Raw genomic sequence first — 12,871 nt, 5'->3', positions numbered from 1 at the left:
ATCAGTCGCGCAACCACATGCGCATCATTGATGCTAGCTTGTCCAGGTCGATCGGCTTGGACAAGTAATCGCTGGCGCCTGCTTCCAGGCAGCGCTCGCGATCGCCGCGCATCGCTTTCGCCGTCAGCGCGATGATCGGCAACTTTTCGAATTTGGATTGAGCCCGGACGGCCTGCGTGGCTTCGTAGCCGTCCATGCCCGGCATCATGATGTCCATCAGCACCAGTTCGATGTTTGGCGTTTCGTCGAGCGCATGCAGGGCTTTGTGCCCATCCTGCGCGACGCTCACTTGCATGCCCCAATCGCGAAGCACTTTCGATAGCGCGAACAAGTTGCGCATATCGTCGTCCACCAATAACACGTGGCGACCGCGCAAACCGTCGTGATCGGAAGCGGCCGAGGACGCGCCGTGCCGGCTGTCGCGAATGCTGTGCAGGAACAGGCTTACTTCGTCCATCAATCGTTCTGGCGAACGTGCGCCCTTGATGACGATGCTGTCGGTGTACTGGCGAATGCGCAGGTTTTCTTCTCGACTCAGTTCGCGTCCGGAATACACCACGACCGGCGGAATGCTGCCGCCCGCGGCAAGTTTTTCCAGCATGTCCGTGCCCGACATGCCGGGAAGGCCCAGATCCAGCACGATGCAGTCGTATCCGATATCGGCGATTTTCTGCAGCGCTTCTTCGCCGGACCCGGCCTCGTCGATCTCCACGTCATCGTGTTTGAGCAAGGTGCGCACGGCGCTGCGCGCGTGGGCGTCGTCGTCCACCACCAGCAGGTGCCGCGTACGGCCTTCTGCAAAGTGCAGGAGTCGTTCGAACGCTTCATTGATCGCTTCGCGCGTAACCGGTTTGGTGAGGAACCCTACGGCGCCGAGTTCGCGCCCGCGACCCGCATCGTCGGTGGCGGTGAGAAAGTGCACGGGAATATGCCGGGTGGCGGAATCGGCCTTGAGGCGTTCGATCACCGTCCAGCCGTCCATGCCCGGCAGCATCACATCGAGCAGAATGCCCACCGGGTGATAACGACGCGCCAGCTCCAGACCGCCTTCGCCATTGGGAGCGTGCAGCATGCGATGCCCTTTTTGCCGCACGATGTCGGCAAGAATATGGGCGAACGCCGGATCGTCCTCGACGATCAGAATCACGCTGTCGCCAGGAGCGATGCGTTCACGATCGTCTTTCATGCCTTCGGTCGGGAGTATGTGGCGCGTCACCGGGCGCGTCGAAGGAATCGAGGTGGACATCGCAGGCGTGCTGACATCCGTCGCCGCACCGGTGCTGCGTTCGGGCAACAGCAAGACGAATTCGCTGCCTTGACCCACTTCGCTGCGCAATACGATATCGCCGCCCAATAGCGCAGCCATGCGCCGCGAGATGCTGAGGCCCAGACCCGTTCCGCCGAATTGCCGGCTGGTGCTGTTATCAGCCTGTTCGAATGCGTTGAAGATGCGCTCCAGCTTGTCGGCCGGAATGCCGATGCCGCTATCTTTGACGCTAATGGCGAGCAGCGACGGATTCGCCAAGGCCTGCGGAACCGGAACACCTTCGCCGGGACGGCTGATGTGAACGCGAATGCCGCCTTTTGCCGTGAATTTGAACGCGTTGGCGAGAAGGTTGTTCACGATCTGCTCGAGCCGATTCGGATCGGTGTGGATGATCTCAGGCAATCCATCGGCGACGGTGACTTCGTAATCGAGTTTCTTGTCGCGCGCGACGTGATCGAAATTGCGGCGGAAGCTGCGCACCAGATTCTGCAGCGGATGATCGACCAGCGAGAGCTCCATCTTGCCCGCTTCGATCTTGGACAGATCGAGGATGTCGTTGATCAAACGCAGAAGGCTGGAACCCGCATCGTGAATGATGCGGGCCGACTCCACTTGTTCGTTACTCAAGTTCTTCTCGCGATTGTCGGCAAGGCTGCGCGAAAGAATCAGTAGGCTGTTCAACGGCGTGCGCAATTCGTGCGACATATTGGCGAGGAATTCGCTCTTGTAACGACTGGCGCGCGCCAGTTCTTCCGCCTTTTGCTCGGTTTCTTCCTGCAGTGCTTCGACTTGCTCTTTCTGCTGCCGAAGCGTGTCGGTCATCAAGCGAAGTTCTTCGTTGGACGACTGCAGTTCGTCCGCTTGCACGCGCAATTCCTCTTCGGATGCGAGCAAACGTTGGGATTGTTCTTCCAGTTCGTAGGTTTTGGTTTGCAGTGTGTCGTTGGCTGATCGAAGCGCTTCTTGCTGCTGGCGCATGGTGACGGCGGAGATGCGCAGTTCGTCGGTTTGCTCGCGCGTTTGTTCGAGAAGCTGTTCCGTATTAACGGCGCGATTTAGGTTTTCCAATGTCAGCGCAGCCATCGGCAGCAGTTCGTCCAGAAGTTGCTGCTGATGCGGTGTGAGTGCCGTGAATCCCGCAAATTCCATAATGCCTACAAGCTGGTTGCGCACCAGCAACGGTAGAATCGTCAGATGGCTCGGTACCGCCGAGCCACTGCCTGAATCGATGCGCAGATAATTACTCGGCACTTGATCGAGCACGATCGGCTGTCGCGACGCGGCGCATTCGCCGACCAAGCCTTCGCCGGGCATATAGGCATCGGGACTGGCTTGCAAACGCAAGCCGTAACTTCCGAGCAGATCCAGTCGACCGCGCGTCTCGTCGTAGCCGTAAAACAACGCGACGCCGGATTGGATCAGCGGCGCGAGCTGGCTTACGAACCGATGCGCGAAGTCCTGATGATTGGTGGCGACCTGAAGGCTGGTGGAAATGTTAGTGGCATCGTTTTTTAGATTCGCTTGCAGGCGCGACTCGATCACCATCTGCTTGAATACTTGCAGCGCGCGCGAGATTTCGCCGATTTCGTCGCGTCGCTCGACGCCGCGAATCTCGATGGTGTGATCGTGATTGGCGAGACGGGTCATCAGGTCCGTCAAGCGCCGGATCGGACGCGTGACCATGCGCGAGGTGAGCGAGATCACCAGCAGGCCGAGTATGAGACCGATCAGACCGCTCGCTACGTTGACGTATAGCGTTTTGTTCAACAGGCGCTCGGCGCTTTGCGTGCGCACGATAAGCAGCTGTCGTTCCGTTTCGCTCATCTCATCCAGCACCGTTGTGTAGTCCTCCACATGGACGGTGCGATGAGCGAGGTAGTTTTTCTGGATAGCCGCTATCTGCGCACTGAGGTCGGGATCGTTGGATTTGATCGCCGATTCGGGCGTCAGAACCAGATCCTGCATCTCGCGTACCCATTGCGTCACCAGCGTCTGGATGCGATCAATGCGGGTTTGTTGCAGGGCGTTGTCGGTGGTCAGCTGGCGCAACTCCGCCAGTTTTACTAAAAGCTCCCCATTGCTGTTCTTGGCCCGCGCCAATTCCGCTGCGTTATGCGAGAGCATGAATCCGCGCAAACCCACCTGGCCGTTCAAGGCGGTGCGTTGCAGCGATTCGATTTGCAGCAGTACCTGATAGGTGTGATCGGCCCATCGCCGCGTTTCGGATTGGCGGTTCTGCGAAGTGACGTTAATCAGGCTGTTGATCAGGAACAGGCCGAGCAGCAAGCCGATCGCGAGGATGATCTTGAAGCGGATGGGTAGGTTGGCCAGCCACGAATACTTCCTGGTAGGAGGCGTTGGGCTAGCAATGGCCATGCGAAATCCCGCTGAGGTGACAGATGGGCGTGCCGCCGTCGGAAACCTTCGGGCGGAGGTCGTGGCGTCAGATTAACGAGATGTTTTGCCGGGCGATACTGCCCGGCAAAAGGATGACGGTTGTGTGAAAACGGCCGTTGCGGCTTAGATCTCGACCGAAGCGGCGTGCTCGCGGGTGGCGGAGAAGCGCACGGCGGGCGAGCGTTCCTGGGTCAGTTGCAGGTTCACGCGAGAGGGGGCGAGATAAACCAGTTCGCCGGCGCCGTCGATGGCGAGGTTCATGATGTTCTTCTCGCGGAATTCTTCGAGCTTTTTCGCGTCCTCGCAGTGCACCCAGCGCGCCGTCACTACGCCGACGGGTTCGAATGTGGCGTCGACGCCGTATTCGTCTTTCAACCGATACGCGACTACGTCGAACTGCAGCACGCCCACCGCGCCAAGAATCAGATCGTTGCTCATCAGCGGACGGAAGAACTGTGTGGCGCCTTCTTCGGAAAGCTGCGCCAGACCTTTCTGCAGGGCTTTCATCTTCAACGGATCGCGCAGGCGCGCGCGGCGGAACAGTTCCGGCGCGAAGTTGGGAATGCCGGTGAAGCTGATCGCTTCGCCTTCGGTAAACGTATCGCCGATGCTGATGGTGCCGTGGTTGTGCAGGCCGATCACGTCGCCCGGATACGCGCTCTCGACGATTTCGCGATCGCTCGCCATAAAAGTCAGCGCGTTGGCGATGCGCATTTCTTTGTTGGTGCGTGTCTGCATCATCTTCATGCCGGCGGTATACGTGCCGGAGCATACGCGCATAAACGCGACGCGGTCGCGATGCGCCGGGTCCATGTTCGCCTGGATCTTGAACACGAAGCCGGTGAGTTTTTCTTCTTCGGGTTTTACTTCGCGACCGAGCGTATTGCGCGAACGCGGCGCCGGTGCGTGCTCGACGAAGAAATCCAGCAGCAGTTGCACGCCGAAGTTGTTCACGGCCGAACCGAAGAACACGGGCGTGAGCTTGCCGGCGAGGTATTTGTCGATCTCGAAGGCATGCGATGCGCCTTGCACGAGTTCGAGCTCTTCGCGCAATTCGTTCAAGGCTTCGGCGCCGATGGCCGCTTCCAGGCCGGGGGCATCGAGTCCTTTGAAGATGGTCGAATCCTGGCGCGTGAAATTCTTGCCCTGTTCGAACACATGCACTTCGTCGAGCAACATGTGATACACGCCCTTCAAGCGCTTGCCCATGCCGATCGGCCACGTCAGCGGCGCACACGCTATGCCGAGCACGGATTCCACTTCGTCCAGCAATTCGATAGGCGAGCGGCCTTCGCGGTCGAGCTTGTTAATAAAGGTCATGATCGGCGTGTCGCGCAGGCGGCACACTTCCATCAGCTTGATCGTGCGCTCTTCCACGCCCTTCGCGCAGTCGATCACCATCAACGCCGAGTCCACGGCGGTAAGTACGCGGTAGGTGTCTTCGGAGAAGTCCGCGTGGCCTGGCGTGTCGAGCAGGTTGACGATCTTGCCTTCGTACGGGAACTGCATCACCGACGAGGTGACCGAAATGCCGCGCTCTTTTTCCAACGCCATCCAGTCCGAGGTGGCGTGACGCGCCGCCTTGCGGCCTTTCACCGAACCGGCCATCTGGATCGCGCCGCCGAACAGCAGCAGTTTTTCCGTCAACGTGGTTTTGCCCGCGTCAGGGTGGCTGACGATGGCGAAGGTGCGGCGGCGGTGGGTTTCTTGGAGATGAGCGGACATGGCAGGGCGTCGAAGGAGGCGCGAACCCTTTATTTTAGCTTGGATTGCGTCTGGCTGCGCCGACCGCAGCAATAGTCGAAAAAAAAGCCCGGGATCGCTCCCGGACTTTTTTTCTGAAGCATGAAACGAAGGCTTACTTCGCTTCCTTCTCCATCAACTTCGCAACCATGCTCGCCGGCACTTCTTCGTAATGATCGAAGATCATCGTGAAGGTGCCGCGGCCGCTGGTGGCCGAGCGCAGGAAGTTGATGTAGCCGAACATTTCGGCGAGCGGCACAAAGCCCTGCACGAACGCGTTGGTGCCCTTCTGGCCCTGTTCGCTGATCGAGCCGCGACGACGGTTGATATCGCCGATCACGTCGCCGAGGTAGTCGGCTTCGGTCACCACTTCGAGCTTCATCACCGGCTCGAGCAGCTTGGGCTTGGACATGCGCTGCGCTTCGCGGAAGCAGGCGCGACCGGCGATTTCGAACGCGAGCGCGGAGGAGTCCACGTCGTGGTACTTGCCGTCGACGAGGCGTGCCTTGAAATCCAGCACTTCGTAGCCGGCGACTTGGCCCTGACGCGATTCCACCGTGATAGCGTGCTCGACGGCCGGGATGTATTCGCGCGGCACGCGACCGCCGACGATTTCATCGGCAAACACCACGCCGCTGCCCGGTTCGCCCGGTTCGAAGATCATCTTCACTTCGGCGAACTGGCCCGAACCGCCGGACTGCTTCTTGTGCGTGTAGGTGTGTTCGACGGTCTGGCCGAATGCTTCGCGGAAGCTGACCTTGGGCTTGCCCATGTTCGCCTCGACGCCGAGCTCGGTGCGCATGCGGTCGATGGTGATTTCCAAGTGCAGTTCGCCCATGCCCTTGAGCACGGTCTGTCCGGTTTCCTTGTCCACTTCCATGCGCAGCGACGGATCGGCCTTCACCATCTTGTAGAGCGCGGTGGAGAGCTTGTCGATGTCGTTGCGGCTCTTCGGTTCCACGGCCACGCTGATCACAGGGTCGGGGAAGCGCATGCGCTCCAGCAACACCGGATGCTGCGGATCGGTGAGCGAGTCACCGGTCTCGGTTTCCTTCATCGAGACGAACGCGCAGATGTCGCCGGCGCGCACTTCTTCGATGTCCTTGGTGGCGTTCGCCTGCACTTCCACGATGCGGCCGATGCGTTCTTTCTTGCCGCGCGTGACGTTCTGCAGCGTGTCGCCCTTCTTGATCACGCCCGAATAGATGCGGCAGAAGGTGAGCGTGCCGAACTGGTCGTTGATCACTTTGAACGCGAGCGCGCGCGCCGGAGCGTCGTCGACCACGCCCTGTTCGCCGACGACGTTACCGTCTTCGTCCACCAGGCCGATGCCGCCGTTTTCGCCCGGGAACGGCATGTAGTCGACCACGCCGTCGAGCAGCTGCTGCACGCCCTTGTTGCGGTAGGAGGAGCCGCAGAACACCGGCACCAGCTTGCCCTGCACGCAACCGGTGCGGATGCACTTCTTCAGCAGTTCCATGCTGAAGTCGCCGCTCTTGAGGAAGGTTTCGACGTCGCCGGCATTGAGCAGCTTGTCGAACGCTTCGTCGTCCATTTCCAGCGCTTTTTCGATGGTTTCTTCGCGCAGCTTGGCGAGGTCGGCCACCCATTCCTTATCGGCGGTGGAGCTGAAGTCCTTCACCTGCGGGTGATTGGCAATTTGGTCAAGCGGAACGATTTCCCACTTGCTGTCCTTGTCGTGACCCTGCCAGATATAACCTTCGCCGGCGACCAGATCGGCCATGCCGATGAACTCGTCGTGGCTGCCCAGCGGCACCTGGCAGAGCAGGGCGTTGGCGCCGAGACGATTCTTGATGCCTTCCACGGCGTGCTTAAAGTTCGCGCCGATGCGGTCCATCTTGTTGATGTAGCACATGCGCGGCACGTTGTACTGGTCGGCCAGACGCCAGTTGGTTTCGGTCTGCGGTTCCACGCCGGCCACACCGTCGAATACCACCACGGCGCCGTCGAGCACGCGCAAGCTGCGGTTCACTTCGATCGTGAAGTCCACGTGGCCTGGGGTGTCGATCACGTTGATCTGGTGGCCCTTCCACTCGGTGGACACAGCGGCGGACTGAATGGTGATGCCGCGCTTGCGTTCCTGCTCGAGATAGTCGGTGGTGGTGGAGCCCTTACCGTCTTTCGTGTCGTGCACGTCGACGATCTGGTGCTTCTTACCGGTGTAGTAGAGCACGCGCTCGGTCGTGGTGGTCTTACCGGCGTCGATGTGCGCGATGATGCCGATGTTGCGATAGAGGTTTAGGGGTTTTTGGCGGGCCACAGCGTTGGTTCCGTAGTAGAAGTCGTTGTCGTAGTGGAAATCGTTGTCGCAGAGAGTTGGCGGTTGGACCTTAAGTCCGCAGCGTACGTCTCGAATGTGTAATCAGCGTTGCCAGGTCGGGCACCTTCAGTGCGCCGGCTCGACCAGTAAATCTTCGAAGAAGGCGCCGTACGGTTCGGTCGGGTGCGCAATCTGGATTTCGAGTATCCACAGGCCCTGGGAAGGCTTGTGTTCGAAGTCGCCCAGATCGCCGCCCTTGTGCACCGAGTGCGGAAAATCGCTAACGCGATGGCCTTTGATGGCGTGGTTGAAACGCCAACCCATCGCCTCGGCGCGCTCTTGGGCGTAATGATACAACGTACGACCGCTCCAGCCCTCAGTCCCCCATTTTCGGGCCACATCCTGGAACAGCTCGCGCGCCGCCTGGGCGCAGGCCAGCCGTTCCGGCGCATGGCCGACCACGAAGGTATCGCCCACATCGCCCTCGTGGCCGTCGAAAACCAGGCCCAAATCGAGGAAATAGATGTCGTTTTCGCCCAATCGCACGTCCGGCACGGACGGTTCGCGGTAGGTCCGGGTGGTATTCACGCCGATGCGGACGATCGGCGGATGCCACAGCCGCTCCATGCCCAGTCCGCCGAATATCCGGGTGGCGTGCGCGCGGGCCTCGCTTTCGCTGATCCCGGGCCGCATATGCTCGCGAATGCGTTCCAGCGCGGTCCAGCTCAAGGCGCGCGCGCGTTGCATCGACGCGAGGTCGAATCGCTGGCCGACGGCTTCGCGGTCGCGCTCGGACACGCGCTTACGCCGCCAGCACGAGGGCGATGCCGACGAGCGCCGGCAGCCCTTGGATCCACAGCACCTTGCGCGTTGCGGTAAAGCCGCCGTAGAGGCCGGCCACCAGCACGCAGACAAGGAAAAAGAGCTTTACATGCGTGCCTTCCGCACCGCCAAGCACCAAGCCCCAGATCAGGCCGGCCGCAAGAAAACCGTTGTAAAGCCCCTGATTCGCCGCCAGCACCTTGGTTTGCGCGGCGTATTCGGCGGAGGTACCGAACGCACGCCGGCCTGTGGGCTTGTCCCACAGCACCATCTCCAGGATCAGAAACCACACGTGCATCAGCGCGATGATGGCGACCACGAGGTTGGCGAGCATGGGCACGGTGCGATCTCCGAAGTAGCCGGTCAGCTCAGCGCGTAGCCGAACTGTTCTTGGAACTGCGCGGCGAATTCGGCGGAGGTACCGAACGCACGCCGGCCTGTGGGCTTGTCCCACAGCACCATCTCCAGGATCAGAAACCACACGTGCATCAGCGCGATGATGGCGACCACGAGGTTGGCGAGCATGGGCACGGTGCGATCTCCGAAGTAGCCGGTCAGCTCAGCGCGTAGCCGAACTGTTCTTGGAACTGCGCGGCGAATTCGGCGTAGGTGAAACGCTGATTCTGCGTGCCCGGATGCTCCACTTTCAGCGCGCCCATCAGCGAGGACATGCGGCCGATGGTCGGCCAATCCATGCCTTTCATGATGCCGAAGATGAGGCCGGCGCGATAAGCGTCGCCGCAGCCGGTGGGGTCCACCACTTGGCGTTCGCGCGCGGGCGGAATCTCATGCGTGGTGCCGTTGGCATGGATCAGCGAACCGCGCGGACCCAGCGTCACGATATAAGCCTTCACGCGCGAAGCGATTTCCGCCGCGCTCCAGCCCGTGCGCTGCTGCAACAGCTGGGATTCGTAGTCGTTGACGATCACGTAGGTCGCTTTGTCGATCATCGAACGGAATTCGTCGCCGTTGAACAGCGGCATGGCCTGACCGGGATCGAACACGAACGGCACGCCGCGCGCGGCAAACTCATCCACGTGCTGCAGCATCGCGTCGCGGCCGTCCGGCGCGACGATGCCGAAGCTCACGTCGGGGATGTTGCGCACATGATTGGCGTGCGCGCTGGACATGGCGCCGGGATGGAAGGCGGTGATCTGGTTGTTGTCCAGGTCGGTGGTGATGAAACACTGCGGCGTGAACTGATCGTCGAACACGCGGATGCCGTCCATGCGGATGCCGCAGCGTTCCAGATGCTCGCGATAGGGCGCGAAATCCTGGCCCACCGCGGCCACCGGCAGCGGATCGCCACCGAGCAGCTTCAAGTTATAGGCGATATTGCCCGCGCAGCCGCCGAATTCGCGGCGCATGGCCGGCACCAGGAACGACACGTTCAGGATATGGACCTGGTCAGGAATGATGTGATTCTTGAACTGATCCTGGAACACCATGATGGTGTCGTAGGCAAACGATCCGCAGATGACGGCAGACATAATGGGGTGCGATCCGAAAAGGTTGGCTGGGCCCGACGGGAGTCGTGCGGCGGCAAACCTTAGATGGTAGCCGGTGCGCCTATAGCAGGAAAAGGCCGAATTCTTGCCTCAAAAAGGGTGGTCCAGCCTTCGGGCTGAGCATGCCGCCGACAAGATCACGTTCTCTATTTGTGTCGCCGCCCTCAAACTTCCCGCAAAAACAAGCCATTTTTTAACATTGTGTCCTTGCGGTCGAGGCATTTGCTGACTAGACTGGCGCGCTTACTTTTTAGCCAGAGTCGACGCGCGGCGGACCCATGTTCAAGAAGTTTCGCGGGATGTTTTCCAACGATGTATCCATCGACCTTGGCACTGCCAATACGCTCATATATGTGCGTGGCCAGGGCATCGTCCTGAACGAACCTTCCGTCGTGGCGATTCGCCAGGACCGTGGTCCCGGCGGTCCCCGCACCGTGGCGGCCGTGGGCGGCGAAGCCAAGCGCATGCTCGGCCGTACGCCGGGCAATATCGCCACCGTTCGCCCGATGAAGGACGGCGTGATCGCCGACTTCACCATGACCGAGGCGATGCTGCAGCACTTCATTCGTCAGGTGCACCGCTCGCGTCTGCTGCGTCCCAGCCCGCGCGTACTGGTGTGTGTGCCCTGCGGTTCCACCCAGGTGGAGCGCCGCGCCATCAAGGAATCGGCTGAAGGCGCCGGCGCCCGCGACGTGTTCCTGATCGAAGAGCCCATGGCGGCCGCCATCGGCGCCGGCATCCCGGTGCATGAAGCGCGCGGCTCGATGGTGTTGGATATCGGCGGCGGTACGTCCGAAGTGGCCGTGATCTCGCTGAACGGTATCGTCTACTCGCAGTCCGTGCGCGTAGGCGGCGATCGCTTCGACGAAGCCATCATCAATTACGTGCGCCGCAACCACGGCACGCTGATCGGCGAATCCACCGCCGAGCGCATCAAGCTGGAAATCGGCTGCGCGTTCCCGCAGAGCCAGGTGCGCGAGATCGAAATCTCCGGCCGCAATCTGGCCGAAGGCGTGCCGCGCATGTTCACGGTCAACTCCAACGAGATTCTGGAAGCCCTGCACGAGCCGCTCGCCGGCATCGTGGCGGCGGTGAAGTCGGCGCTGGAACAAACCCCGCCGGAACTGTGTTCCGACGTGGCCGAGCGCGGCATCGTGCTCACCGGCGGCGGCGCGCTGCTGCGCGATCTGGATCGTCTGCTTTCCGAAGAAACCGGCCTGCACGTGCAAGTGGCGGACGATCCGCTCACCTGCGTCGCGCGTGGCGGCGGCAAGGCGCTGGAGCTGATCGATCAGCACGGCAGCGATTTCTTCGCTCCCGAATAATTCGCAGCCCGGGGGTAGGTCATGCCGCTCTCGCGCGAGGAATCCTCGCCTCTGTTCGCTGGAACAGCCGCAGGCACACTGCGGCTGATCTTCTATCTTGCGCTCGCCATGGTGCTGATGGTGCTGGACCATCGCAACGGATGGTTGTGGCGCCTGCGCTACGCCACGGCGATCGTGGTCGACCCCGTGTATCGATTGGCGAGCCTGCCGGCCGACGGTATGCATGCGCTCGGCGTTGCGTTCGCCGACCGGCGCATGCTCACCGAACAGAATCAGCGTCTGCGCGAAGACTTGCTGCTCGCCAACGCCAAGCTCAACCGCATGGCGGCGGTGGCCGAACAAAATGCGCGCTTGAAGGAACTGCTCGACACGCAACGCAGTCTGGAATTGCATGTGCAGCTTGCGCGTGTGATCGGCGTGGATTTGGGCGCTTACCGGCATCGCATGATGATCAACCTGGGTGCGCGCGACGGCATCAAGGCGGGGCAACCGGTGATCGACGCGCGCGGCGTGGTCGGTCAGATTGTCGATGTGCTGCCTAATTCCGCCACGGTGATGTTGGTGACCGATCCCGATCACGCGTTGCCCGTGGTCGTTCAACGCACGGGATTGCGCACCGTGGCCTATGGCTCGCGCAATGGCGATCAACTCACCTTGCCGAACATTCCGATGGCCGCGGATGTGCATGCGGGCGACAAATTGCTCACCTCCGGACTCGGCGGCCGTTTCCCGCAGGGTTTCCCCGTTGGCGAGATTCAAAGCGTAGGCCCCGCGCCGACCGGCATGTTTCTGGAAGCGCATGCGCTGCCAAGCGCCGACCTGGATCGCACCGACGAGGTGCTGGTGCTGCACGATCTGGCCGAACCGGCCGGACCGCCGCCGCCCGCGTCGCCGGCCGGCCCGCCGTCGAACGAAGCGCCTGCGCCGGCGTCCACCGCGCCGCGCGTGCCCGCGTCGGCCGCAACGTCGTCCGCCAAACCGACGGGAGCGACGCAGCCATGAGCCGCCAGCGACTTTCCTTTTGGTGGTTCGTCGGCACGCTGGTGGCGGCGTTGTTGTTGATGCTCGTGCCGCTGCCGCATGTACTTGACCCGTTCAAGCCGTACTGGCCGGCCTTGGTGTTGTTGTACTGGGCGCTTGAATCGGGCGAGTTGCGCGTGACGTTGGGACTCGCCTTCGTGTTCGGCGTTTGCGCGGATCTGCTGTCGGGTGTATTGCTGGGCGAACAGGCGTTGCGTTTGTGCGTGCTGGCGTTTATCGCGCTGCGATTCCGTTCGCGGTTGCGCTTTTTCCCGATGTGGCAACAAACGGCGGCGGTGTTGGCGCTGTTGCTCAACGATCGGTTCTTGTTGCTGATCGTGCGCGCGTTTGCCGGCGAAGCGACGCCGCCTGCGTTGTGGTGGGCCTCGCCGTTTATCAGTGCGGCGTTGTGGCCGTTCTTGTTCCTGTTGCTCGACGATCTGCGGATGCGGTTGCGCTTGCAATGATCGGTGTACAGACAAAGCTGCGCGGATTCGATGCGGAGGCG

Annotated in this window: 10 protein-coding genes; 3 read left to right on the top strand and 7 right to left on the bottom strand. The window is 61.3% G+C overall.

From position 1 onward, the window contains the following. Nucleotide 1: 1 nt before the first annotated feature. From L0U79_RS18600 to L0U79_RS18570, 7 genes are all read right to left on the bottom strand, one after another. Entirely contained in the window at nt 2–3,643 is a 3,642-nt protein-coding gene (locus L0U79_RS18600; protein ID WP_233843712.1) for a response regulator, read from the bottom strand. Between the two features lie 144 nt (nt 3,644–3,787). Beyond that, a complete protein-coding gene (locus L0U79_RS18595; protein ID WP_233843711.1) occupies nt 3,788–5,389 on the bottom strand; it encodes a peptide chain release factor 3 in 1,602 nt (533 codons plus the stop codon). Between the two features lie 133 nt (nt 5,390–5,522). Then, nucleotides 5,523–7,688: an elongation factor G gene (gene fusA / locus L0U79_RS18590; RefSeq protein WP_233843710.1), complete on the bottom strand. Its 2,166-nt coding sequence runs from the start codon at nt 7,686–7,688 to the stop codon at nt 5,523–5,525. 126 nt (nt 7,689–7,814) lie between these two features. Next, complete coding sequence (locus tag L0U79_RS18585; RefSeq protein WP_233843709.1) at nt 7,815–8,486, bottom strand: M24 family metallopeptidase; 672 nt, start codon at nt 8,484–8,486, stop codon at nt 7,815–7,817. A 4-nt stretch (nt 8,487–8,490) separates the two neighbouring features. Next, a complete protein-coding gene (locus L0U79_RS18580; RefSeq protein ID WP_345778445.1) occupies nt 8,491–8,850 on the bottom strand; it encodes a DUF1304 domain-containing protein in 360 nt (119 codons plus the stop codon). 23 nt (nt 8,851–8,873) lie between these two features. Beyond that, on the bottom strand, nt 8,874–9,035 hold the full coding sequence (locus L0U79_RS18575; RefSeq protein ID WP_233843707.1) for a DUF1304 family protein: 162 nt from the start codon (nt 9,033–9,035) through the stop codon (nt 8,874–8,876). 29 nt (nt 9,036–9,064) lie between these two features. Then, a complete protein-coding gene (locus tag L0U79_RS18570) occupies nt 9,065–10,000 on the bottom strand; it encodes a carbohydrate kinase family protein (RefSeq protein ID WP_233843706.1) in 936 nt (311 codons plus the stop codon). Between the two features lie 296 nt (nt 10,001–10,296). Here L0U79_RS18570 and L0U79_RS18565 point away from each other — a divergent pair, with 296 nt between their 5' ends. The 3 genes from L0U79_RS18565 to mreD are packed head-to-tail and all read left to right on the top strand — an operon-like array spanning nt 10,297 to nt 12,830. Continuing rightward, nucleotides 10,297–11,343, top strand: coding sequence for a rod shape-determining protein (locus L0U79_RS18565; protein ID WP_233843705.1), 1,047 nt, complete (start codon nt 10,297–10,299; stop codon nt 11,341–11,343). Nucleotides 11,344–11,364: 21 nt separating this feature from the next. Beyond that, on the top strand, nt 11,365–12,345 hold the full coding sequence (gene mreC / locus L0U79_RS18560; RefSeq protein ID WP_233843704.1) for a rod shape-determining protein MreC: 981 nt from the start codon (nt 11,365–11,367) through the stop codon (nt 12,343–12,345). Beyond that, entirely contained in the window at nt 12,342–12,830 is a 489-nt protein-coding gene (gene mreD / locus L0U79_RS18555; RefSeq protein ID WP_233843703.1) for a rod shape-determining protein MreD, read from the top strand. The genes mreC and mreD overlap by 4 nt, the downstream gene beginning before the upstream one ends. The last annotated feature ends 41 nt before the right edge of the window (nt 12,831–12,871 follow it).

The sequence above is a fragment of the Dyella sp. 2HG41-7 genome, from assembly GCF_021390675.1.
In the GTDB taxonomy this organism is placed as follows: Bacteria; Pseudomonadota; Gammaproteobacteria; order Xanthomonadales; family Rhodanobacteraceae; genus Dyella_B.
The sequence above is the reverse complement of the archived record's forward strand: the minus strand, read 5'-3'. Positions and strand labels throughout refer to the sequence as shown.

Excerpts from the sequence above, each read along its gene's own strand:
- L0U79_RS18600 (WP_233843712.1), bottom strand. The coding sequence starts at position 3,643 with ATGGCCATTGCTAGCCCAACGCCTCCTACCAGGAAGTATTCGTGGCTG.
- L0U79_RS18595 (WP_233843711.1), bottom strand. The coding sequence starts at position 5,389 with ATGTCCGCTCATCTCCAAGAAACCCACCGCCGCCGCACCTTCGCCATC.
- L0U79_RS18575 (WP_233843707.1), bottom strand. The coding sequence starts at position 9,035 with ATGCTCGCCAACCTCGTGGTCGCCATCATCGCGCTGATGCACGTGTGG.
- L0U79_RS18570 (WP_233843706.1), bottom strand. The coding sequence starts at position 10,000 with ATGTCTGCCGTCATCTGCGGATCGTTTGCCTACGACACCATCATGGTG.
- L0U79_RS18565 (WP_233843705.1), top strand. The coding sequence starts at position 10,297 with ATGTTCAAGAAGTTTCGCGGGATGTTTTCCAACGATGTATCCATCGAC.
- mreC (WP_233843704.1), top strand. The coding sequence starts at position 11,365 with ATGCCGCTCTCGCGCGAGGAATCCTCGCCTCTGTTCGCTGGAACAGCC.
- mreD (WP_233843703.1), top strand. The coding sequence starts at position 12,342 with ATGAGCCGCCAGCGACTTTCCTTTTGGTGGTTCGTCGGCACGCTGGTG.